Below are 22,143 nucleotides of genomic sequence, written 5' to 3'. Positions count from 1 at the left end.
GACGCGATCCCCCGTAAACGCCGGCCCTCCTAGAGGGTCGGCGTTTTGGTGCGCCCACGCGCAGCGGTCTTGACGCGCACGCCGATCAAGACAAGAACGAGCACGCTGCCAAAACCGAGTACTAACTGCACCGCAGGACCGATGACGACCGCGGGCGTGAGGCCGGTGCGCAGCGGCACCTCGGTGAGCATATGGCCAGCAACGTCCGCGGCGATGCCGTCGATCGTGGAGCCGTCCGGCGCGATCACCTGACTCGTGCCGACCGTCGACAGGTTGACTACCGAGCGACCCGTTTCAATAGCTCGCATGCGGGCGAAGGCGAGCTGCTGAAGGTTCTCGTCAGTATCGCGAAAATCTGCGTTGTTCGTCTGGAACATGTAGATCTGTGCGCCATCTCGGGCGCCGTCCCAGATGACACGGTCATAAATCACGTCAAAGCAGATGGCCAAGCCAACCCCAATGCCATTGACGTCGAAGAACGGCGGGTTGGTGCCCGGCGTGTACTCGCGTTGTATCAAACCGACCAGATCAGGTGCGAGCGGCTCGAAGAACCAACGATCGGGCACGTACTCCCCCATCGGAACGGGGTTTGCTTTGTCATGCAGTTGCACCGCTCCTTCGCCGCCGACCCACAACATCGAGGTATTGAAGGTGTCATCGCCGCGTGTGGTTGCCGCATTCACGAGCAGCGGGGCATCCACCCGTCTCGCCAGGGCGTCGAGGGTGAAGGCCGTTGTTGAGTTCGTCAGCGGGTCTGAGTCGATTCCGCCCTCTGGCCAGAGCAGCACATCCATCTCTTCGCCGAAGAGAGGTTCGGATGCTTCGAGTTGCGCACCGAGCACCGCATTGGGGGTGCGTTCATCGAAGTAGCCCGACGGTCCGTTGCCCTGCACGCTGCCGACCCGCATGTCGCCGGCGGGGGTGGTGGGAAAAGCCGGTAGCACGAGCATCAGCAAGCCGACGCTCGCGGCTGGCACGGCCGTGCGGACCTGCCGCCACTGTGCAAGCCGAATCCACTCGATCACGCCTGCGGTGAAAGCTACCATGAGGAAGGTGAGCCCAGCGACGCCCACCCACGAGGCAATATGCGCGAGCGGGCTCTCTGACTGACTCATTCCAATTCGTGCCCACGGAAAGCCCGAGTAGGGCCATGCGCCCATGAACAGTTCACGTGCCGTCCAGAGCCCAGCCACGAGTGCAGGCAGTGCAATCAGGCGGACCCATCGCGACGATGACAGTCGAGGCATCCATCGATAGGCCAAGGCGATCGGAATCGACCCGAACGCCATGAAGACCGTCTCGACAGCGGTGAGAGCGAACCAGGGAACCACGCCCAGATAGCGCGTGATCCACACAATGTGAATCAGATAGAACGACGCGCCGAAGACGAATCCAACAAGTACCGACCCCCATGCCGACCTACCGATAAGCGTCACGAGCACAAGAGCGACGCCAGCAAAGGCGAACGGCCACCAGCCCAGCGACGGGTAGGCGAGATCAAGCACGCCGCCAGCGAGAGCAGCAACGATGGCAGCTGCCCACAGGGGCAAGATCGGACGAGGGTTCATCAGACGGTGCCGTACGCCACTATGCCGCGCCGGACCGCATCAAGGGCCTGGCGAGCAGTCGTGGCCAGCGGAGCGTCAGCGACCAACGAGAGCTGGTCGAGTAGATCTATTGTCTGCTTAGACCAGCGCACAAAGTCCCCCGCTGCCATATCGGCTTCAGAGAGCACACAATCGAGCATGCCGCCGCGCGCCCATGAGTACATTGCTTGAGCAAGCCCCGCAGCGGGCGGTTCGGAACCCGGCAGCTTGTGGTCTTGTTCGAGGTCGTCGAGCTCTTGCCATAGCGTCAAAGTCTCTGCCAACGCCACGCGGAAAGCGCCCCGCGGCAGGGCCCGCTCCCCCGAACCAGATTCATCACGGCGCGGTTCGTAAACAAGACTGCACGCCAGTGCAGCAAGTGACGGCGCGTCGAGCTTGTTCCACAGACCCTGGCGAATGGACTCGGCCACAAGCAGATCACGTTCGCCATAGATGCGTCGCATCGTGCGCCCCGCAGCTGTGAGGCTCACGACTCCCTCATCGTCGATGTTCACGTAATACAGGGTGTGCAACACATCAACGACACGATCAAAGATGCGAGCCACTGTTCCGGTGCGATTGTCGATCTCGCGACGAAGCTGGTCGGTAGTGCGCTTCATGCGCCAATAGCGCTCACCCCAGCGTGCGTGATCCTCGCGCTCTGGGCATTGGTGGCAGGGGTGTCGCTGCATGCGACGTCGCAACGTAGCCAGCTGCTTTTGGCGTGCATCTCGGGTAGAACGCGACGCGTTCGCATCTTTGCGGTTAGTTCGCTCGAGATCGCTGAGCTCACGTCGAATGCCGGAGTATTCCGCGAAGTCACCGCGATCGCAACTCATCGCCGTCTTGTAGCCAGCGAGCGATTCTTCCTGCTCGCGCACCTTGCGCGCCAGACCCACCACAGCGCGGTCTGCTTGAAACTGCGCGAACGACGATTCGAGAATCTCGCGTGCGCGCGGCCGCCCGAACTGATCGATCAAGTTGACGGCCATGTTGTATGTCGGCCGGAAGCTGGAATTGAGCGGGTAGGTGCGGCGAGAAGCAAGCGCGGCGACGGCTTGCGGGTCTAACCCCTCGGCCCACTGAATGACCGCGTGGCCTTCGACGTCGATGCCGCGCCGTCCGGCACGTCCGGTGAGCTGGGTGTACTCCCCTGAGGTGATAGCCACGCGCGCTTCGCCATTGAACTTCTCGAGCTTCTCAAGCACCACGGTCCGTGCCGGCATATTGATGCCCAGCGCGAGTGTCTCGGTCGCGAACACGACTTTCACGAGGCGGCGGCGGTACAAGTCCTCAACGACTTCTTTGAACGCAGGAAGCAGGCCAGCGTGGTGTGACGCCACGCCCCTCTCGAGGTTGCTCAGCCAATCCCAATAGCCGAGCACAGCAAGGTCTTCGTCATGCAAGGCACGAGTGCGCTCCTCTACGGTCGCGCGAATCTCAGCGCGCTCCTCGGCCGTCGTCAGCCGCAAGCCCGAGCGGCGCACCTGTTGAACGGCAGCATCGCAACCAACACGAGAGAAGATGAAGAAGATGGCGGGAAGCAGATTTGCGCGGTCCAGCAGCGCAATGACTTCAGGGCGGTCGATGCGCTCCATGCGCGGCATATTCGCGGGACGCGCCGGTGGCTTGTTGCCATGTTTAGATCGGCGCCGCGACGACTGATAGCCACCGTGTCGTGCACTGTTCGACGATTGCGCGCGTCGATTATTCTCGTAGTTGCCGCCTTTGAAGGAGCGGATTCGCATGAGCTCTTGATTGACCTGAGCGGTTGCAATGCCCGCCCGGTCATCGAAGAGCGGAAGCAGATCGCCTCGCACCAGCACGTGCTGTTCTAGCGGCACCGGACGAATTTCCGACACGATCACGGCGGTGTCGCCACGTACCGTATCGAGCCAGTCGCCGAATTCTTCAGCGTTCGACACCGTCGCAGAAAGTGAGATCATCCGCACCGCGGGCGGAAGATGAATGATGACTTCTTCCCACACCGCTCCGCGAAACCTGTCTGCAAGGTAGTGAACTTCGTCCATGACGACGTACCGCAGACCGCGAAGCGCTGGTGAGTCGGCATAAAGCATGTTGCGCAACACTTCGGTTGTCATCACGACCACACGCGCATTGCCGTTGATATTCGTGTCGCCCGTGAGCAGCCCTACCTCAGACTCCCCATAAACCTGCTGAAGCTCTCGAAACTTCTGGTTGGAAAGCGCCTTCATCGGTGTCGTGTAGAAGGCTTTTACACCCGGTTCACGCATTGCCAGGTGAATGGCGAACTCGCCGACGATCGTCTTTCCCGCACCTGTGGGGGCGGCAACCAACACGCTTTTGCCGTCTTCTAGCGCGCGGCACCCTTCGATCTGAAAATCGTCGAGTTCGAATTCCTGAGATGCGGCGAAGTCAGCCGTGATCGCATGGCTCCGGTTCTGCTCGGCAATCTGGCGCGCTCGTGCGTATCGCTCCGCAGGACCGGCGTCACTCACTCGGGTGCCTCCGATGATAGAAATGCCGCATCGCGTTTCGCTTTGCGCCGGTCAAAAAGCATCGACAAGCCAGCCGCGGCAAAAAAGAGCATTGTCAAAATGCCAGCCAGGAGCAATGTCGTGGCAATGTCGGCGGGCGGCGTCGCGAGAGACGCGAACACCACAGCAATGATGATCGCCAGGCGCCAGCCCTGAAGAATCGCACGCCCGGAAATGATTCCGGCGAGGTTGAGCGCCACCAAGAACACGGGAAGCACAAAGGCGACTCCGACAAACAACAGCAGTTTGAAAACAAAGTCGTAGTAGTAGATCGCGTCGTAAAACGCCGCAGCGCCCTCAGGAACGAACGTCGCCATCAGGCTCACGATGTTGGGCATCACATAGAGCCCGGTCGCACAGCCAGCGAAGAAAAGCGGGACCGCAGCAGCCACAAATCCGATTGTGTAACGGATCTCTTTGCGAGTCAGACCGGGCATGATGTAGGCCCACACCTGCCAAATCCACACAGGAGCGGAAATCAACAGACCGATAGCAAACGACATTCTCAGGCGCAGATCGAATCCTGCAGTCACGCTGCTAAACGCCAGTTCAACAGCCGACCCTTCACCGCGGCTCTCCGCGACGATTCGAATCGGCTCGGTGATCAGTCTCAAGACAGGGTCGGTCACGATGAAAGCGACGACCATTCCGACTACGAGCGCGATGGCGCCGATCAGCAATCGTCGCTTCAGCTCCACCAAATGAGCGCCAAGCGACATCCGCCGATCGCGCTTTGGGGAGTGTGAATCTCCCGTGCGCGGCGGCTCAGTGGTCACCACGAAGGGGCTACAGGGTCGAGTCGGGAGTCCTGCCCGTGTTCGAAGACGGTTCGCTTGGAGTCACCGTATTCGAAGTCGAGGGGGCAGGAGTCGAGTTGACAGGGCTTTCTGCATCAGCCTTATCTTCGTCCTTCATCGCCTTCATCTCGCCCTTGAACACTCGAGCGGACTGTCCCATGCTCTTCGCGAGAGCGGGAAGTTTCGCTGCGCCAAAGAGCAGAAGGATCACGGCGAGGATGAGGAGCCACTGCCAGCCTTGGATTCCCATGTGTGTAATCCTTCCAGGGATTGCGTAGTACGTGTGGGTAGTCTAACCCCGCAAACTCACTAAGAGTACTGAGCGAGGCCGGCTTCAGCCCATTCAGCCGCAGCTCGTCGCGCTCCAGCCGGCCGCACAATCTCGACGGCGCCCGCACGGCGAGTTGCCAACCTTCGAAGGCTCAATTCATCTGCGACCCGCATGGTGGCGGTACTCACGCCCCGCGAAGACTCGAGGCGCGCTCGCTCGAGGTAGTCGCCTAGTAGGGGCGCGACGTCATCCGAAAAGCGCACAACGGCTGTCAGATCTTCATCTGCAGGATCAAACCATGCCTGCGGCGAGTCGCTGGTGTGGGTGATCGCAATATCCGTCAGCTCAAGATGACTGACGCGTTCCAGATGGAACGTGCGCATAGCCTCACGAAGATGACACCAGCCCTGCAGATACCACTGACCATTCGCGATCTGTACTTTCGTCGGGTCGACCGTGCGGGTAGTGGCTTCAGCATCCGGCGCTTTGTAGGTGAACGACACCGCCACTCGATCACGAAGCGCGGTGGCAACGACGTCACGCACCTCGTCGACGGGGCCAGGGGCGACGATCACGTCGACGGGGGTTCCCGATGCGCCACGCGCGAGTTTGCCGAGCAAGCCAGTAAACACTTCAGAGTCGCCGATTCCTGGAAGCGAACGAGCTAGTTGCAGCCCCGCAAGCAGCGCCGCAGCTTCGCGGGCGGTCAGTTTCGGACTGCGTTCCAGACCGACCGTGTTTGTCAGCGCGATGCGGTCTTGCTCATCGAGCAGCGTCCAGTCGATATCAAAGAGGTCGTTGGGCATCTGCCAGAAGCCTCCGTCACCGGGGCGACCGATCACGGTGAGCTTCTCGACCATGGCGCGCATCGTCTCGGGCGTAACGTCGAACTCTCGAGCGGCGTCTTCGACGGATACCTCTCCCTGCCCGACGAGGTAGGGCACGAGTTGCAGCATGAGGGCCGCTCGGTCGGTGGCTACGAGGTGGCGAGGTTCACTCATGATGCGACTCCGTGCAGGTCTCGCGCAGCGACAAGGCGCTGAACGACCTGTTCCCGCAGTTCGGCAGGCTCTACAACACGCACTTCAGGACCATAAGACGCAAGTTCGTCAGCAAAGATATGGATGTCGACGAACGGCACACGAATACCCTGCTCGATCGGCTCGGCAATCGGGGCCCGTCGCGCCAGCCGAAGTGCTGCTTCAGTGCCAGGGTTCACTTCGAGCAGGGCTGAGTTTCGCGCGGCTACCGCTTCAAGCCCAGCTATCGCGCGTTCACCCGCCCTTTCGCGCAGCTCACGATCAAACGATTGTCGTGTGATCGCCACATCGCCGACGACACGCGACAGCAAGAAGGTGCGCTCGGCCTTGGCGTCGAGGTCAATCCCATAGACATGCCAACGGGCTTCATACTCGACCAGCGCTAGCGGCTGCAGTCGGCGTGTACGCGCAGAACGCTCCCCCGGTTTCAGATAAGAAAACGTGACAGCCTTACAAAGGTCTATGGCCTGCTCAAGCGGCACAAAGGATGGTTCGCGGATGCTGATACGCGGCGAGAATCCGATGATCGGCTCGTCTACCTCGATCCCGAGCGCGCGGATCTTGCGCAGCCCACTTCGCGCAGCATCCGTCATCGATCCCTCACCCCACACGCCGCCTGCAAGATTCAGCAGCGCTACTTCTGCGGGAGTGAATTCGATGTCATCGGGAAGCGAATACTCACCGATAGCAATTCGGTAGCGGGCTGACCGCAGATCATCAGGGTCGCTGCTTTCTCCCAGCGTCTCGATGGGAACACCGAGTTTGCGCAGGTTCAGCTTGTCGCGCTCGAAGCTCTTCTCTAGCGCGGCCTTGGACGATCCTGCTTCATGCAGTTCTCGATAACCAGCGACCGAAGTCAGGATCGTGTCTTTCGTCAGTCCCTGCTCAGTCGCCATAAGCGCGACTACCAGGTTGAGCAGTCGTTCTTCGGGCGGACCCGCGTTCGGTGAGTTGTCAGGCACTCCCACATCCTAAGTCGCTCGCGGGATCGGCCGTTGATGCCTCGCTAAGAGAGCGGAGCTTCGTCGAGACCGACGATGTCGATCACGAAGACGAGGGTCGAGCCAGCCGGAATATCGCCCTGAGCCTGATCGCCGTAGCCCTGGTCAGGTGGAATCACTGCGAGCACCTGCGAGCCCACCGTCTGGCCTTCAAGCGCCGCCGCGAAACCTGGCACGACCGAGTCAAGGGTCATCGACGCCGGTTCTGTGTCCCAGGTGGTGTCGAAGACCTCACGGCCGTCCCAGGTAACCCCGGTGTAATGCACGCGCACGGCCTGGTCACCGGTGATGACTTCGCCGGTTCCTTCTTTGAGGGTTTCAACGACAAGTTCCTCAGGGGCTGCGCTGCCCGGCACGATGATTCCGGGGCGACCGTCGGGCGCGCGCACGACGGTGGGCAGACCGTTGGCCGCGTTGAACTGGTCATCGCCGTCTGCCGCGGGCAAATACACTTTGCGCACGTCGACGACGCCGATTACTGAGTCGTCTGCCTCGACGCCCACGCTCTCAAGCGACACGGCATCGAAGTCGCCGGGAGCCATTGCGATGGTGAGGCGAGAGCCCTCGGTCGCGCACATCAGCGCTTCATCGAAGGCAGGAAACTGCTCGCTCCAGCGGTCAACGGTGTAGGCCCGTGAAAGGTCGCCGTCGTAGGGCGTGGCCAACAACGGCTCGCCGGTTTGGCCGCTGAAAAGCGCAACGTCTACGACAACCAACTGCGAGGTTGTAGTGATGGGCGTGCCTTCGCCCGATACGTCTTCACGCGACGATGTCTCATCGACGTAGAACGGCGTATAGACGTCAACGACGGGAACCGATTCAACGGGGCCGCTCACGCTGATCAGGTCGAGCTCTTCTGACCCCGACGCGGGAACGCAATCGGCGGTCGACGATGCGGTGCATCCCGTCAGTGAGACGAGAGCGACTCCGGCAACGGTGAGGGCAACAGGGAACTTACGCACCGCAACAGTCTAGGCGGACGGATCAACCTCATCTGCCGCGGGAACGTCACTCAACGCTGATGCCGCTGCAATGCGCGCGCCCTGTGCCGCTTTCTGCGCCTCCCGCACACGTTTGCGCAGGTTCTTGTCGGTGATCTGACGGTCACCCACCGCCCCGGGAGTCCACATCTCAACGTCTTCATCGCCGTAGCTCGACTTCGAGGCACGACGCTTGACTTCGGGCGGCACTGCGCCAGGCGCCAATCTGCGCGCCCAGATGAGGAATCCGGTGTGCGCGATCATGCGGTGGTCGGGACGAACGGCGAGGCCTTCGACGTGCCATCCGCGCACCATGGTCTCGTTCGCCTCGGGTTCGGTGAACAGGCCCGTCCCCCGGATGAACTCGGCGACGCGACTGAGCTGGGTGGCTGTTGCGACGTAGCAGAGCACTACCCCGCCGGGGGTGAGCGCATCTGCGACCACATCAATGCACTCCCACGGCGCGAGCATGTCGAGAATGACACGATCAACCGACGCCGGCTCAACAGTTTCGGGGAGCGCTTCGACGAGGTCGCCAACAGTAACCTGCCAGTTACCGGGCACTTCACCCATGAACGTCTCGACGTTTGCCTGTGCGACCTCGGCGAAATCTTCACGGCGTTCGAACGAATGCAGCTTTCCCTCAGCGCCGATCGCACGCAAGAGCCACAGAGATAGTGCTCCAGAACCCACTCCTGCCTCGACAACAACGGCGCCAGAGAAGACGTCTGCCTCGGCAAGAATCTGGGCGGCATCCTTCGGATAGATAATGGCGGCGCCGCGAGGCATCGACATCACAAAGTCGCGCAGCAGCGGTCGAAGCGCCAGATACTCGTGCTCACTGCTGTTCGCAACCACCGAACCGTCGTCACGGCCGATCAGGTCGATGTGCTTGAGCACACCGTGATGCGTGTGCAACTCTCCGTCTTCGCGGAGCGTGATGGTGTGCAGCCGGTTCTTCGGTCCGGTCAGCTGCACTCGGTCACCGACGCGGAACGGTCCGCTGGGTCGCTGATTCATCGAGAGGAATCCTTTCGTGCACGAACATCGGCATGGAAGGATGCCAAGTCTTGGGCGGTGCGCCCTTCAAGGGTTGGCCAAATAGCGTCGGCACCGACGCCTTCGACGGGAACCATGAGGGGAACGCCAATTGTTGAGGCACCAGACGCAACGGCGCTGCGCAGCCCATTGGGCGAGTCTTCGATCGCCACGGTGTCTTGAGCATTCACGCCGAGCGCTTTGCACGCTTGCAGGTACGGATCAGGAAAAGGCTTCGGTCGAGTCACTTCGTCGCCGGCAACAACCACATCGAACGCGTCGAAATCAATCAAATCGACCACGGTGTCGGCCATGCGCCGCAACGACATCGTCACCAGTGCCGTCTTGATTCCGGCTGCGCGCAAGCTGGCGAGCAACTCGCGCGCACCAGGGCGAAACGGCACGCCCTCGGTTGCGAGTTGGCGCATCACCTCATCGGTGAGATGCGCGGTGATCTCGTGCACGGCCATGCGCACGCCAGCGGTCTGGAAGATCCTCGCTGAATCTTCGAGTCCGAGGCCTACGCAGGCGAGCGCCTGTTCGTGCGACCACGTGCCGCCGAACCTCTCAATGAGCGGCGTTTCGGCTGCCATCCAGTAAGGCTCGGTGTCGACAAGGGTTCCGTCCATGTCCCACAGGACGGCAGAAAGCGGGGATGAACTCACCGTGCAATGCTACCCGTCAGTGCGCGGGCCTATTGTGGAGGGAACTTATCTGGCGCCGAAGGAGGTCACGTGGACGGAATGGGACGTCGAATACTCGTCGCTGCGTTTGATGGATGGAACGATGCCGGAGAAGCTGCGTCGTCGGCGATCACCCATCTTCGCGAATCTGGCGCCTACGAGCCAGTGTTCAGCGTGGATCCGGAGTTGTACTTCGATTACCAATACACAAGGCCCCAGCTAACGATGGATGCTGATGGCACCCGCTCGCTCGTCTGGCCCGAAGCCACGCTGTTCAAGCCCACCCGCACGACCCGAGGCACGCAACTGTGGCTGCTCACCGGCGTCGAACCGGCCCGAGCTTGGAAGGCGTTCGCCAGCGAATTCATGGATGCCGCGCTCGCCGCTGACATCACCGGATTCGTTGCACTCGGATCGATGATGTCGGACGTTCCGCACACTCGGCCGATCTCAGTCTTCGCCGGAAGCGACTCGGATCAGCTGCGCACGTCACTCGAGCTTGAGAAGAGCACTTATGAGGGACCGGTCGGCATCCTCAGTGTGCTCGGACACGCGGCGAACGAGGCAGGTATTCCCGCCGCGAGCCTGTGGGCGAGCGTTCCGCACTATGTCGCCGGACACACGCCGTCTCCCAAAGCGAGCCTGGCGCTTCTGGATCGCCTTGAAGACCTCACCGGCGCCTCGTTGCCGCGTGGCGATCTGCCCACCGCCGCTGCTACCTGGGAAGCATCCATCGATGCGGCTGCCGCAGACGACGAAGAGATGACCGAGTACATCCAACAGCTCGAGCAAACGCGCGACACCTGGGATTCACCGGAAGCGTCAGGCGACGCGATTGCTCAAGAGTTCGAACGCTATCTGCGCCGGGGCGGCGATGGTGGGCCGACGAAGCCGGGGCGCGATGACCCGCCCCGTCCGCGGCGCTGACACCTGAGCAGCTACGCCGAGATCACGCCCATGCTGAGCAGCACGATCAAGGTGGTGCCGAGCGCAACGCGATAGATCACGAATGGCAAGAAGCTGTGGCGTGAGATCCACTTCATGAAGAACGCAATCACGCCGAGTGCGACCAGGAATGCCACTACGGTTGCCACCGCTGTTTCGGCGAGAGTGAACACTCCCGGCTCGTCCCAGCTCTTGAAGAGTTGGTAGAAACCGCTGCCGAAGACCGCGGGAATCGCGAGCAAAAAGGCGTAGCGCGCGGCTGCCGCACGCTCGTACCCCATGAAAAGACCCGCCGTGATCGTGCCACCCGAGCGCGACACTCCCGGGATGAGTGCGAGTGACTGCGCGAATCCGTACACCACGCCGTGGCCCAGTGTGAGGTCGTTGAGCTTCCGTTTCTTTGCGCCGACGTGGTCTGCGATTCCGAGCAGAACGCCGAAGAAGATCAGCATGGCGGCGACGATCCACAGTGAGCGGAACGTTGTCTCAATCTGGTCTTGAAAGATCAAACCGAGAACGACGATAGGGATGCTGCCGACAATGATGAACCAGCCCATGCGGGCATCGGGGTCGCTTCGCGGCACTTTGCCAACCAGCGACCGAAACCACTGACCGATGATGCGCACGATGTCACGCCAGAAGAACAGCACGACAGCCGCTTCCGTGCCGATCTGAGTGATAGCGGTGAAGGCCGCGCCAGGGTCCTGAGCGGTCGGAAGAAACTCTCCGAGAATGCGTAGGTGCGCGCTCGAAGACACCGGAAGAAACTCGGTGAGTCCTTGCATGAAGCCGAGAATGATCGCTTCGAGAAATTGCATGGGCGCCTTTCGCCGAGGATGCCGGGGGGAGCATCCCAGAGTCTATTTCGTCAGTAGGTGCGCAACAGGTCAGTGAGCACGGACTGGCCGAACTCGAGTGCATCTAGCGGAACTCGTTCATCGACCCCGTGGAACATGCCAGTGAAGTCGAAGCCTGCGGGCAGTCGAAGCGGCGCGAAGCCGTACCCTTCAATGCCTAGGCCCGCGAGTGCCTTGTTGTCGGTGCCCCCGCCGAGCAGGTATGGAACCACGGGGACTCCGGGGTCGTGACGGCCGAGCGCGTCCACCATGGCGCCGACGAGGTCACCTGAGAACGGAACCTCAAGACCGATGTCTTGGTGCACAATCTCGACGTCAACGCCTTCGCCCACAATGCGTCGAATGTCATCTAGCGCGGCTTCTTCGGTGCCGGGCAACACACGAACGTCGATCAAAGCTTCTGCGCGGTCTGGAATCACGTTGTGCTTGTAGCCAGCAGTGAGCCCCGTCGGGTTTGTGGTGGTGCGAAAACTCGAACGAAGGAACCCTGCAGCTGTGCCCGCGGTCGCCGCGATGGCATCGGGATCGGTCGAACCGATGTCTGCGAGCTCGCCGAGGCGGGCGAGCATCTCGGTCGTCGCGGGCGTCAGACTGACCGGCCACTGGGTGCTGCCAAGGGCGGCGACAGCCTTCGCAAGAGTGGTGACCGCATTGTCGAAGTGGTAGCTGGAGCCATGGGCTGCTCGTCCACGAGCCACCAGCCGAATCCAGATAAGCGCCTTTTCTCCCACCTGCAGCAGATAGGCCCGTCGCTCGCCGACGGCGATCGAGTATCCGCCAACCTCGCTGATGGCTTCGGTGGCGCCCGCGAACCACTCCGGATGATCGCGGACGACGAGTTCGGATCCTTCGACGCCGCCGTTTTCTTCGTCTGCGAAGAATGTGACTATCAGATCGCGTTCGGGCTGCTCTCCGCTGCGCAAAATGTCGGCCACCGAGGTCAGAATCATGGCGTCCATGTTCTTCATGTCGACCGCGCCACGCCCCCAGAGCATCCCGTCGCGAATCTCACCCGCGAACGGATCAACGCTCCAGTCTTCGGCGATGGCGGGGACGACATCCAAATGGCCGTGCACCACCAGTGCAGGCTTGTCGGGATTGCGGCCCGGGATGCGGGTCATCACGTTGGTACGCCGAGGGATCGGCTCGAAATACGTCGGTGTGAGCCCGACGGACTCTAGATACGCCCCGACGTATTCTGCGGCTTCGCGTTCGCCGTTGGCGCGCCCACCACCGTGGTTAGTGGTGTCGATGCGGATCAGATCACGTGCAATCGTGACGACCTCTGAAAGCGGACTGTCGGCGGGAGGCATGCCGACAAACTTACCGCGAAAGGCGGGCCCGTATCCGCCACGAAATGGTGCCGTTAACAGAAGAAGGCCCCCTTCCGGGGGCCTTCTTCATTCTGTGCGCGAGGGGGGACTTGAACCCCCACGCCCTTTCGGGCACTAGCACCTCAAGCTAGCGCGTCTACCTATTCCGCCACCCGCGCAGGTGGTGTTTTTCGGTTTTGCAACCGAGGAACGACATTACCATGTCGGTGCAGAGACAACGAATCGAGGCGGGAATTAATCGCGCGATTCTCAACCCAGGGTGACGCCGAATGCCAAGCCCAGCGCGTAGGTGACCGCGGCCGCCGCGTAGCCGATCGCCAGTTGTCTCAGCGCGCGCCGAAGCGGCGGCCCACCAGACAGCACTCCAACGGCTGCGCCCGTTGCCATGAGCGCAATTCCCACCAGCACGAGTGCGAGCACGATCGCTGCAAACCCCGATAGGCCGAGGATCCAGGGAAGAACAGGGATCACCGCGCCCGACGCGAAGAACAAGAAGCTTGAGATCGCTGCACGCCAGGCGCTGCCGACCACATCGTCGTCATCGCGTGCCGCGACATGCTCCCCTGGGTGCGCCGTTCCCTGCTGCGCGCTCGCGACTGCTTCGCGGGCGCGCACCTGTGCCTCGTCTTTAGGCATTCCGCGCGTGCGATACACGAGCGCCAGCTCGTTGGCATCAAGGTCGAGATCGTTCAGCGCCGCGTTTGCATAGTTACTGGGCTCTGTCGCTTCCAGCAGCTCTCGTTGAGACCGAACCGACACGTACTCCCCCGCGCCCATTGACAGCGCACCAGCGAGCAGTCCCGCCAAACCGCTGAAGAGCACGAATTGCGGTGCCACACCCGTCGCACCGATGCCCATCACCAACGCGAGGTTGCTGACAAGTCCATCGTTTGCCCCGAATACGGCCGCGCGAAATGTTCCTGAAAGCCGACGCCGCCCCCGCGCAGCGAGACCCCTCACGACCTCGTAGTGCACCTTCTCATCGGCTGCCATGGCCGCTGACGCGTGAGGGTCATCGTCGTAGGGCGAGCGCTCCTCAGCGTTCTGGGCCAACGCGAGCACGAAGATCGATCCGAACCTCGACGCCATCCACCCAAGGCTCTGAGTGCGCACGCCAGGTCGAGGCAAGCGAGCAGGTTCGCCGCCCAAAAGATCCAGCCAATGCGCTTCGTGGCGGCCCTCTGCGTCAGCCAGCGCGAGCAAGATCAAACGTTCTTCTCCGGTGCGGCGCCCCGCGAGGCGACGGTAAACGTCTGCTTCGGCGCGTTCGTCCACCAGATACCTGGCCCAGCGTCGCCGGTCAGCAGCAGTCGGCTCAGCATCGGGAACAGCTCTCGACGAGTTCATGAGCCTCCAAGCTCCGGTTCGGAATGCTCCTACGCTAGTTAGATCCCGGCGTGCAGGCCGCACTCAAATCACCTTTGACAGCTTTTCGGAATCCCGAACGGCTCCCTCCAACTTTCGCTAGTCGGCTAGCATTCGAACATGACAAACCCGGCTCGAATCGACGATGTTTCCATTGATGGCGAGTCGATTCGCCTCGGCCAGTTCCTGAAATTTGCAGGACTCCTCGACACGGGCGGCGACGTGAAAGAAGCCATTATCGACGGATACGTCACCGTCAACGGTGAGGTCGATCGCCGCCGCGGTCGCCAGCTTCAGTTTGGCGACGTTGTCGCATTCAGCGGCCACCAGGTGCGCGTCTGCGCATAACGTCGTTTGCTACGACAACACGTCGCGCCGGGTGAAGCGCACCATCGCAGCGACGAAGAACAGCACGATGTAAGCCGTTTGAATCAGCGCGTTGTCGACGAATGAATCCCATACGATCGGCGAACGCAACAGGTCGGCAAAATCCAGCCATCGATCTGTGAAGAGAAACGGATGCAGCGCCGAAAGCTGTGGAATCGATCCGACGATCTGCGCCGAAACCGCGAGGATCGCCGTGGCTGCCATCGCACCCACGGGCACTGTTGTCACCGTCGACAGGAAAAGACCGATCGCAGTCAGACCCAGCAGCGAAATCGTGGCGTAGGCAGCAACCGCGAGCAACCTCAGCAGCCCCTCACCCACTGACACCTCGGTTCCCGAGACCAGAGTCAACGGTCCGACCGGAAAGAGCACCCAACCGGCGAGGGTGCCGAAGACCACAATCGTCAACGTCGCCGCGATAGCGAACACCGCGGCCACCAGGTACTTCACCCACAACAAGCGAATGCGACCGGCGGGGGCGATCAACAAGTAGCGGAGTGTTCCGTGGCTGGCCTCCCCAGCAATGGAATCGCCAGCCGTCACCGCAATCGTGAGCGGCAGAAACAGTGGGATGGCAAGCGTCATTGCAGCGACCCCCACGAAGAGGCCGTTATTGGTGATCTGATCGAGGAATGCAGGACCACGGCCCGCGTCGGTGCCACCTGCAACCCGCAGCGCAATCGCCAGCAGGACCGGAATGAGCGCAAGGGCACCAAGCATCGCCCACGTACGCGAACGCCTCAACAGAGTGAGCAACTCGTTTCGCAACAGCCGCAGCGTTCCTCTCAGCTGCAAGCCGCCACCATCGGCGGACGGAGCGCCGGCCTTCAGCAGGTCAGGCGACGACATCAAAGCCCTCCCCTGTCAGCTCGACGAAACGTTGCTCAAGACTGGTGCGCTCCACCGCAAAACCGTTCACGCGCACCCCTTGCTGTACCAGCGCCGCGACGATCGCATCCGGCCGTGGATCGGCCGCTTCGTCGGGAAAGGTCGCGACGATAGCTGTGGAATCAGCGGCGCCTGCGCTCGATGACACAACAGCCAGCCCCAGTCCTACGAGCACACGCGTCGCCGCTGCGACATCAGGAGTATCAACTCGTGCGCGCGCCCCGCCCCCGCCGCTGCGGAAGTCCTCGAGAGTTCCCTGCGACACGAGCGAGCCAGCGCTCATGATGCCCACGTGCGTACAAACCTGCTCGACTTCCGCCAGCAGGTGACTCGACACGAAGACAGTCGCTCCTTCGTCGGCGACTGCTTGCACGAGCGCGCGAACCTCGCGAGTGCCCTGCGGGTCGAGCCCGTTGGTCGGCTCATCGAGCACAAGCAGATCGCGCGGGGTGAGCAACGCATTGGCCAGGCCGAGCCGTTGCTTCATGCCCAGCGAATACGCATGAGCTTTCTTACCCGCCGCGTGAGAGAGGCCAACACGTTCGAGCGCTGACGCGACCCGCTTGTCGCGAGAACGGGCGTCAGAACGGGGATCGGCAGCATCCAACCGCTGCAAGTTCTGCTCTCCGCTGAGGTATGGCCAGAATGCTGGTCCCTCGACAAGTGCACCAACGCGAGGCAACACCGTCGCTAACGTTCGCGGCATCGGCGAACCCAGCACGTACGCCTCACCGGTGGTTGGGCGCACGAGTCCCAGCAACATGCGGATCGTGGTCGTTTTACCTGAGCCATTGGGTCCGAGAAAGCCGAAAACCGCTCCGCGCGGCACGGCCAGATCGATTCCCGCAACCGCCACGTGCTTGTGAAACCGTTTCGTCAGCCCATGGGTTTGTATCGCGAGGTCGGCGCTGCTCGTGTGCGTGTGCTGCTCGGCAGAGAACGAAGGCATTCGGTTATTCGCCGGATGCTGCGTCTACGAGCACACTCACGGGAACCGCACCGACAAGAATTCGACCGTCGTCGGTCATGAGAACTGTGAGCAATGCCGTTTGGAACACCCGTCCGCCGTCGACCGCAGTCGTGAAGCTCTCGAGCATCGTTTGCTGTTCCGCAGTGAGACTTTCAGACGTCTGCGAGCCGCCGTCCGCCGCCGAAACTTCAACGACTGTTGACCACCCTTCGCCAACAACGCTCATCTCAGGTGCGGTGGCATCGTCGACCATCGCTTCCTGATCAGTATGCGAGGGCAGTGCGATCTCTTTTTCAGAAACGGTGATGTTCGAACTCGGCTCGAAGGTCAACGTCGAAGCATCCGGGGCATCGAACGACACGTCTGTGAATGCAATCGAAAACGCGGGATCAGTGCTGTCCGCGGCGGATATCGATGCCGACAACGCCATTCCCGTTTCACCGTCGATCGCGAAGCTAATGCTCTCAACGAGAGTGTCATCACTGCGCGGCTCGAGAATGAGCTCATAGGCGTCCCTGCCCGCAACGCTCGCGTCAGATCCAACGGTGACAACTGTGGTCTCGTCGAGGTTCGCGAGCGCTTCTTCGAGCGTGGTTTGGGGAGTCGGAAGCTCACGCGCGTCATCCGCACCGAACTTCTCGCCCACGCCGAGTGTGATCTTCGTTGCGGTCTGCGAGTCAGAGTCGACAAACCAGGCGGTGTCGGTTTCGCCGTCGAGGTAGACATTGCGTTCGGCAAGTGAATCGAGCACCTGCAGTCGCGCGCGGTCGCCATCAAGATAGACCTTGGCAGTGAACGAGCCGGTAGCAAGCGAAAGCAGATCGTCGATATCTGCCGCGTTGTCGTCTACAGCCGCTGTGTCGGAGCGAAAAGCCGTGGTGAGGCCACCGAGATCAGGCAGGCCAAGATCCGCCGTCTGCTCGATGGTTCCACTCAGCTGATCGACCTCACTGGCGGCCGCGAATTCGAGAAGCTCTTGCGGCGTCAAGTCAGGAAGATCCACCGCGCCTGAAGCGGCGTTCGGGATCAAGACGGCTGCAGCAACAATCGCTGTCGGGACGGCAATGGCGGGAATCGCGAGAAGCGACCGGCGAGCGGCACGCGGGGAGACCCTCTTGGTTCGGGAGGTCATGCTTTCAGCGTACGTCTGCGGATCAGTGGCCGGGCCCGCTCAGTGCAAACGTCCAGCATCTCCCCACCTACGCCGCGTTCGCACCGGTTATGGCTGGGGTGTCGGTTCGTCAACGGTGTCGGGATGCTTCTTTAGGTAGCGCCGGCTGTCATTCGCGTACGCGAAGTAGAGGCCAATCAGCAGCCCGCCCCCGATGTAGTTGCCCAGCAGCACGATTCCTAGATTGCCGAGGGCGAGTCCGACGTCGATACCCTGCTGCAGACCCACGATCGAGAACAGCACGGTGTTGGCGACCGAGTGCTCAAAGCCGACGAAGCCGAAGACGAACACACTCGCGATCATCACACCCATCTTCGCGAGGTCGTCTTTGATCAATCCGTTGTACACCAGCAGCATGGCGAGGTTGATCATGAAGTTGCAGAGAATCGCGCGCACGAACAGATCTGACCAACCCGAAACACCGGCGGTCAGATATGCGAGCTTGTGGTCGACAGCCAGGTTCATCTGTTCACCCACGTTGCCATCGGCAAGCGTCGAGAACATGACGAGGAGTGCGATGAAGAGTCCGCCCACGATGTTGCCGGCATAGCAGAGCACCAGAATGCGCAACAGCCGCCACCACGCGGTCGTGCGGTAGTAGGCGCCCACTGTGACGATCATCATGTTTGAGGTCAGCAATTCTGACTTGCTGTAGTAGATAAAGACGAGGGCGAAGCCGAATGCCAACGCAGCCACGATGTGACCGACACCATCGAGCTCGCCGTTCGCGATGTCATCGAAAGCGGCGAGCACCGCGAAGTAGGTGAGGTACATCACACCGATGATCGCGCCGGCCATAGCCGAACGCATGAGAAAAACGCGGGCAAGACCACCGCTCATGGTGGTCTTGGTGCCGAGCACGCCAAGAACGGTCGAGATGAAATGCTTGCCCGGAAAGAGCTGGCTCTGATCGCTCATGCGACTAGGTTCGCACAGCGGTGGGCAACTCCGCCCTCCACTATGCTGACCGAGTGCGCCACCCGGCACCGACGAAAGGACGTGACGTCGAATGACGACGACCGCCTCTGCTCCCGATCCCGCCGCGGTGCTGCGCTCAAAGAGCTACGTATCCCTCCTCATTCTCTGTGCAGCAGTTGGCGCTCCGATCGCCGCGATCGCATACTTCTTCCTCGCGCTTGTGGATTTTCTGCAGGAATGGATCTTCACGACCCTGCCTGCGAGTTTCAGTGGCGGAACCGCCCCGCTGTGGTGGCCATTTGTGCCTCTGCTCGCCGCGGGTATTCTCGTCTCGCTGGCAATCAAGTACCTGCCGGGAACCGGTGGAAACTCGCCGGCCGACGGATTCAAGATGGAAGGCGCACCGAGCAGCGCGCAGTTGCCCGGCATCTTGTTCGCAGCCCTCGGCACCCTCAGCCTCGGGGTGGTGCTCGGTCCTGAAGGACCGCTGGTCGCTCTCGGTGCCGGTCTTGGCGCACTGGCAGTGCGTCTCGTCAAACGCGGTGCCCCGCCCCGAGTTCAGACCATGATGGCGGCGGCGGGCAGCTTCGCCGCAATCAGCACCTTGCTGGGGTCGCCACTCACCGGTGCATTCCTTCTGATGGAGGCATCGGGGCTTGGCGGACCGGCGTTGGGACTCGTACTCGTACCGGGTCTGCTGGCAGCGGGTGTCGGTTCCCTCATTTTTGTAGGGCTTGACGCGTGGACGGGACTCGGTACCTTCTCCCTTGCCATTCCAAATCTCCCTGCGGCCGACGCTCCTTCTGGCGTGCAGTTCTTGTGGGCGATTGCGATTGGCCTGCTGGCTGTTCCCGTTGGCGCCGCCATCCGCTGGCTTGGTGTCACGTTGCGCACGCAGGTAGAACGCCGACTTCTCGTGATCACGCCACTCGTCGGCGTTGCGATCGCTGCGCTCGCCGTGAGTTACGCCGCCATTACCGGCATGAGTTCGGCCGACGTGCTGTTCTCAGGGCAAACGGCGCTCGGTCCATTGATTGAGAACGTTTCTGACTACACCGTCGGCGCCCTACTGCTCCTGCTTGTTTGCAAGGCGCTTGCTTACGGCTTGGCACTGAGCAGCTTTCGCGGCGGTCCGACCTTTCCCGCGCTGTTCATTGGCGCAGTCGGTGGCGCGGCGCTCGCGCACCTGCCCGGACTTCCGCCGATCGCCGGAATGGCAATGGGCATCGGCGCCATGTGCGTCGTGATGCTCAAACTGCCACTCACGTCGGTGCTGTTGACCTCGCTGATCCTCGCCGCCGACGGACTCGCGCTGATGCCGTTGGTGATCGTGTCGGTAGTAGTTGCACACGTTGCCTCTGCACGCTTCACCCCGCTACCAACGACAGACGGTGCAAAGCTGAGCTAGACGCCCCGAGCGCCGGATTGCAACAGACTAGGAGCGAATGCGGCTGCGAAGAATGTCGATTCGCGACTGCAGTTGAGCAACGGTTGCGTGCGAAACGGCTGGGCCGCCGCAGATACGACGCAGCTCTGCGTGAACGAGGCCGTGGGCCTCGCCCGCCTGGCGAGCGTACAGGCCCACCAAGCTGTTCAGTAGCTGACGTTGCTCTTTAAGCGTTCGGTGTAGCGGCGCCGGAATCGTACTCTCAGTCTGCTCGCCACTCGCCTGCTCCGATGCCTCACGGGTTTGTCGGTGCCGGCCCTGACGGGTCTGGCGTTGCATGAGCAGCTCGTGAACATGCTCAGGTTCAAGCAGTCCGGGTAGTCCCAAGAACTCTTCTTCTTCGGGAGTGCCAGGCACAGCCAGCTGACCGAACTCCTTGCCGTCAAACAACACGCGGTCAAAGTGAGCGAGGGATCCTAGCGCCTGGTAGCTGAACTCTTCTGTGAGCGCGTCAGAGGCTTTGTCTTCGCGCTCCGCAGCATCCATCAGGTCTTCTTCGGCGTTCCACTCGTCGTCTTCGCTATCGCGATCGAGAGCGTGGTCGCGCTGGCGCTCAAGCTCATTCGCCAAGCCGAGCAGCTGCGGCACATTGGGCAGGAACACGCTGGCTGTCTCACCTCGCTTGCGCGCGCGCACGAATCGGCCAATCGCCTGGGCGAAGAACAAGGGGGTGGATGCTGAAGTCGCGTATACGCCAACGGCGAGCCGTGGCACGTCGACGCCTTCCGACACCATGCGTACCGCGACCATCCACCGCGAGCTTGACTTCGCGAACTCCTCGATGCGCGACGATGCCTCTGCTTCGTCTGAAAGCACGACGGTTGGCTGCTCGCCAGTGATGGCGTGAAGAATTGCCGCGTACGCTCGCGCCGCCGTTTGGTCAGTCGCGATGACCAGACCACCCGCATCGGCTACCTGTTCTCGAACCTCGGTGAGACGACGATCCGCCGACTTCAGCACCGCCGGAATCCACTCGCCCTCTGAGTCAAGGGCAGTACGCCAGGCCTGCGAAGTGATGTCTTTCGTGTTGTCTTGACCGAGATGAGCTTCCATCTCGTCGCCGGTCTTGGTGCGCCATCGCATGTGCCCCGCATAGACCATGAACATCACTGGACGAACGACACCGTCTTCAAGCGCACGGCGATACCCATAGGCGTAGTCCGTGCGCGACACGCGATTGCCCTTGGCATCGGGGTGATACTCCACGAACGGGATGGGGGCGGTGTCGCTGCGGAAGGGCGTCCCAGAGAGCAGTAGTCGTCGAGTCGCCCGCGCATACGCCTCTCGGAGTGCGTCTCCCCATGAGAGTGCGTCGCCGCCGTGGTGCACCTCGTCAAGAATCACAAGCGTTCGTGCATCCATCACCAGTCGTTGGTGCACCGATGCCTTGACGGCGACCTGCGCATAGGTCACTGCGACGCCGTGGTAGTGCTTTGCCGGGGCGAAGTGACGATTGCTAAAGGCGGGGTCCAGTCTGATCGACACCCTTGCTGCTGCATCGGCCCACTGTGTTTTCAGATGCTCGGTCGGGGCCACAACGACGATGCGGTCGATGATGCGGCGACGAAGCAACTCACTCGCAAGACGTAGTGCGAAAGTGGTCTTTCCTGCCCCAGGGGTTGCTGCCGCGAGAAAGTCTCGTGGCCCGCCGCCTTCACCATCGGGACCATCCATGGCGAAATAGATGTCGAGCGCTTCGGCCTGCCACGCGCGAAGGCGTTGCGCCGTACCCCAGGGTGCGCGCTGCGGAAACGAGGGCGAGAGATGCTCGGCGGCAAAGCTGCCGATGTGGGCTGACTCATCGCGGTCTTGAAGAAGCGAATCTTCCTGCACAGCACCTCCCCCGAACCTTCACACAACGAGTCACCACACTAAACGACGCAACTGACATCGCGGGCATGACCGCCGATGTCGGTGGGCACAGATCACACGGCGCGATAGCCTTG

The 22,143-nt window shown here is 61.7% G+C and carries 20 protein-coding genes and 1 tRNA gene; 3 read left to right on the top strand and 18 right to left on the bottom strand.

Annotated elements, in window-relative coordinates:
• Window positions 1-29 precede the first annotated feature (29 nt).
• The 9 genes from lnt to AB0O81_RS11230 all read right to left on the bottom strand — a co-directional run bounded on the left by lnt (window position 30) and on the right by AB0O81_RS11230 (window position 9,897).
• Window positions 30-1,568: an apolipoprotein N-acyltransferase gene (gene lnt / locus AB0O81_RS11270; RefSeq protein WP_363584282.1), complete on the bottom strand. Its 1,539-nt coding sequence runs from the start codon at window positions 1,566-1,568 to the stop codon at window positions 30-32.
• Window positions 1,568-4,066: a DEAD/DEAH box helicase gene (locus AB0O81_RS11265; RefSeq protein WP_363584280.1), complete on the bottom strand. Its 2,499-nt coding sequence runs from the start codon at window positions 4,064-4,066 to the stop codon at window positions 1,568-1,570. Before AB0O81_RS11265 ends, lnt begins: the two co-directional genes overlap by 1 nt.
• Window positions 4,063-4,824, bottom strand: coding sequence for a twin-arginine translocase subunit TatC (gene tatC, locus AB0O81_RS11260; protein WP_363584545.1), 762 nt, complete (start codon window positions 4,822-4,824; stop codon window positions 4,063-4,065). Before tatC ends, AB0O81_RS11265 begins: the two co-directional genes overlap by 4 nt.
• 67 nt (window positions 4,825-4,891) lie before the next feature.
• Window positions 4,892-5,152, bottom strand: coding sequence for a Sec-independent protein translocase subunit TatA (gene tatA / locus AB0O81_RS11255; protein WP_363584276.1), 261 nt, complete (start codon window positions 5,150-5,152; stop codon window positions 4,892-4,894).
• Window positions 5,153-5,211: 59 nt separating this feature from the next.
• On the bottom strand, window positions 5,212-6,174 hold the full coding sequence (locus tag AB0O81_RS11250) for a WYL domain-containing protein (protein ID WP_363584274.1): 963 nt from the start codon (window positions 6,172-6,174) through the stop codon (window positions 5,212-5,214).
• Window positions 6,171-7,109: a WYL domain-containing protein gene (locus tag AB0O81_RS11245; protein ID WP_363584543.1), complete on the bottom strand. Its 939-nt coding sequence runs from the start codon at window positions 7,107-7,109 to the stop codon at window positions 6,171-6,173. The genes AB0O81_RS11250 and AB0O81_RS11245 overlap by 4 nt, the downstream gene beginning before the upstream one ends.
• 110 nt (window positions 7,110-7,219) lie before the next feature.
• A complete protein-coding gene (locus tag AB0O81_RS11240; protein ID WP_363584272.1) occupies window positions 7,220-8,176 on the bottom strand; it encodes an FKBP-type peptidyl-prolyl cis-trans isomerase in 957 nt (318 codons plus the stop codon).
• A gap of 9 nt (window positions 8,177-8,185) precedes the next feature.
• Window positions 8,186-9,214, bottom strand: coding sequence for a tRNA (adenine-N1)-methyltransferase (locus AB0O81_RS11235; protein ID WP_363584270.1), 1,029 nt, complete (start codon window positions 9,212-9,214; stop codon window positions 8,186-8,188).
• Window positions 9,211-9,897 carry an HAD family phosphatase gene (locus AB0O81_RS11230; RefSeq protein ID WP_363584268.1) on the bottom strand — a complete coding sequence of 229 codons (687 nt, stop codon included), beginning with the start codon at window positions 9,895-9,897 and terminating at the stop codon, window positions 9,211-9,213. The genes AB0O81_RS11235 and AB0O81_RS11230 overlap by 4 nt, the downstream gene beginning before the upstream one ends.
• 69 nt (window positions 9,898-9,966) lie before the next feature.
• Here AB0O81_RS11230 and AB0O81_RS11225 point away from each other — a divergent pair, with 69 nt between their 5' ends.
• Window positions 9,967-10,842: a PAC2 family protein gene (locus AB0O81_RS11225; RefSeq protein ID WP_363584266.1), complete on the top strand. Its 876-nt coding sequence runs from the start codon at window positions 9,967-9,969 to the stop codon at window positions 10,840-10,842.
• 11 nt (window positions 10,843-10,853) lie between these two features.
• Here AB0O81_RS11225 and AB0O81_RS11220 read toward each other — a convergent pair whose 3' ends face one another.
• The 4 genes from AB0O81_RS11220 to AB0O81_RS11205 form a co-directional block, all read right to left on the bottom strand.
• Entirely contained in the window at window positions 10,854-11,678 is an 825-nt protein-coding gene (locus AB0O81_RS11220; RefSeq protein ID WP_363584264.1) for an undecaprenyl-diphosphate phosphatase, read from the bottom strand.
• A gap of 50 nt (window positions 11,679-11,728) precedes the next feature.
• A complete protein-coding gene (locus AB0O81_RS11215; protein ID WP_363584262.1) occupies window positions 11,729-13,030 on the bottom strand; it encodes a M20/M25/M40 family metallo-hydrolase in 1,302 nt (433 codons plus the stop codon).
• Window positions 13,031-13,125: 95 nt separating this feature from the next.
• Window positions 13,126-13,209 (bottom strand) — tRNA-Leu (locus AB0O81_RS11210).
• Between the two features lie 91 nt (window positions 13,210-13,300).
• Window positions 13,301-14,398, bottom strand: coding sequence for a VIT1/CCC1 family protein (locus AB0O81_RS11205; protein ID WP_363584260.1), 1,098 nt, complete (start codon window positions 14,396-14,398; stop codon window positions 13,301-13,303).
• A 138-nt stretch (window positions 14,399-14,536) separates the two neighbouring features.
• On the opposite strand from AB0O81_RS11205, the gene AB0O81_RS11200 reads away from it, so the two are divergent.
• Window positions 14,537-14,764, top strand: a complete 228-nt coding sequence (locus tag AB0O81_RS11200) for an RNA-binding S4 domain-containing protein (RefSeq protein WP_363584258.1) — start codon at window positions 14,537-14,539, stop codon at window positions 14,762-14,764.
• A 9-nt stretch (window positions 14,765-14,773) separates the two neighbouring features.
• On the opposite strand, the gene AB0O81_RS11195 is transcribed toward AB0O81_RS11200, so the two are convergent.
• The 4 genes from AB0O81_RS11195 to AB0O81_RS11180 form a co-directional block, all read right to left on the bottom strand.
• Entirely contained in the window at window positions 14,774-15,652 is an 879-nt protein-coding gene (locus tag AB0O81_RS11195) for an ABC transporter permease (RefSeq protein WP_363584256.1), read from the bottom strand.
• Entirely contained in the window at window positions 15,639-16,640 is a 1,002-nt protein-coding gene (locus tag AB0O81_RS11190; protein ID WP_363584254.1) for an ATP-binding cassette domain-containing protein, read from the bottom strand. The genes AB0O81_RS11195 and AB0O81_RS11190 overlap by 14 nt, the downstream gene beginning before the upstream one ends.
• A 4-nt stretch (window positions 16,641-16,644) precedes the next feature.
• Window positions 16,645-17,793, bottom strand: coding sequence for a hypothetical protein (locus AB0O81_RS11185; RefSeq protein WP_363584252.1), 1,149 nt, complete (start codon window positions 17,791-17,793; stop codon window positions 16,645-16,647).
• A gap of 87 nt (window positions 17,794-17,880) precedes the next feature.
• Window positions 17,881-18,750 (bottom strand): formate/nitrite transporter family protein, encoded by an 870-nt coding sequence (locus AB0O81_RS11180; protein WP_363584250.1) that lies wholly within the window; start codon window positions 18,748-18,750, stop codon window positions 17,881-17,883.
• A 91-nt stretch (window positions 18,751-18,841) separates the two neighbouring features.
• On the opposite strand from AB0O81_RS11180, the gene AB0O81_RS11175 reads away from it, so the two are divergent.
• Window positions 18,842-20,158 carry a chloride channel protein gene (locus tag AB0O81_RS11175; protein ID WP_363584248.1) on the top strand — a complete coding sequence of 439 codons (1,317 nt, stop codon included), beginning with the start codon at window positions 18,842-18,844 and terminating at the stop codon, window positions 20,156-20,158.
• A 27-nt stretch (window positions 20,159-20,185) separates the two neighbouring features.
• Here the strand turns inward: AB0O81_RS11175 and AB0O81_RS11170 are convergent, their stop codons facing one another.
• Window positions 20,186-22,030 carry a DEAD/DEAH box helicase gene (locus AB0O81_RS11170; protein WP_363584245.1) on the bottom strand — a complete coding sequence of 615 codons (1,845 nt, stop codon included), beginning with the start codon at window positions 22,028-22,030 and terminating at the stop codon, window positions 20,186-20,188.
• Window positions 22,031-22,143: the final 113 nt, after the last annotated feature.

Origin of the sequence: Microbacterium sp. NPDC076911, from assembly GCF_040687125.1 — a bacterium.
In the GTDB taxonomy this organism is placed as follows: domain Bacteria; phylum Actinomycetota; class Actinomycetes; order Actinomycetales; family Microbacteriaceae; genus Microbacterium.
This window is presented reverse-complemented; position numbering and strand designations above follow the sequence as displayed.

Excerpts from the sequence above, each read along its gene's own strand:
- lnt (WP_363584282.1), bottom strand. The coding sequence starts at position 1,568 with ATGAACCCTCGTCCGATCTTGCCCCTGTGGGCAGCTGCCATCGTTGCT.
- tatC (WP_363584545.1), bottom strand. The coding sequence starts at position 4,824 with ATGTCGCTTGGCGCTCATTTGGTGGAGCTGAAGCGACGATTGCTGATC.
- tatA (WP_363584276.1), bottom strand. The coding sequence starts at position 5,152 with ATGGGAATCCAAGGCTGGCAGTGGCTCCTCATCCTCGCCGTGATCCTT.
- AB0O81_RS11250 (WP_363584274.1), bottom strand. The coding sequence starts at position 6,174 with ATGAGTGAACCTCGCCACCTCGTAGCCACCGACCGAGCGGCCCTCATG.
- AB0O81_RS11245 (WP_363584543.1), bottom strand. The coding sequence starts at position 7,109 with ATGGCGACTGAGCAGGGACTGACGAAAGACACGATCCTGACTTCGGTC.
- AB0O81_RS11235 (WP_363584270.1), bottom strand. The coding sequence starts at position 9,214 with ATGAATCAGCGACCCAGCGGACCGTTCCGCGTCGGTGACCGAGTGCAG.
- AB0O81_RS11220 (WP_363584264.1), bottom strand. The coding sequence starts at position 11,678 with ATGCAATTTCTCGAAGCGATCATTCTCGGCTTCATGCAAGGACTCACC.
- AB0O81_RS11215 (WP_363584262.1), bottom strand. The coding sequence starts at position 13,030 with ATGCCTCCCGCCGACAGTCCGCTTTCAGAGGTCGTCACGATTGCACGT.
- AB0O81_RS11205 (WP_363584260.1), bottom strand. The coding sequence starts at position 14,398 with ATGAACTCGTCGAGAGCTGTTCCCGATGCTGAGCCGACTGCTGCTGAC.
- AB0O81_RS11200 (WP_363584258.1), top strand. The coding sequence starts at position 14,537 with ATGACAAACCCGGCTCGAATCGACGATGTTTCCATTGATGGCGAGTCG.
- AB0O81_RS11195 (WP_363584256.1), bottom strand. The coding sequence starts at position 15,652 with ATGTCGTCGCCTGACCTGCTGAAGGCCGGCGCTCCGTCCGCCGATGGT.
- AB0O81_RS11190 (WP_363584254.1), bottom strand. The coding sequence starts at position 16,640 with ATGCCTTCGTTCTCTGCCGAGCAGCACACGCACACGAGCAGCGCCGAC.
- AB0O81_RS11185 (WP_363584252.1), bottom strand. The coding sequence starts at position 17,793 with ATGACCTCCCGAACCAAGAGGGTCTCCCCGCGTGCCGCTCGCCGGTCG.
- AB0O81_RS11180 (WP_363584250.1), bottom strand. The coding sequence starts at position 18,750 with ATGAGCGATCAGAGCCAGCTCTTTCCGGGCAAGCATTTCATCTCGACC.
- AB0O81_RS11175 (WP_363584248.1), top strand. The coding sequence starts at position 18,842 with ATGACGACGACCGCCTCTGCTCCCGATCCCGCCGCGGTGCTGCGCTCA.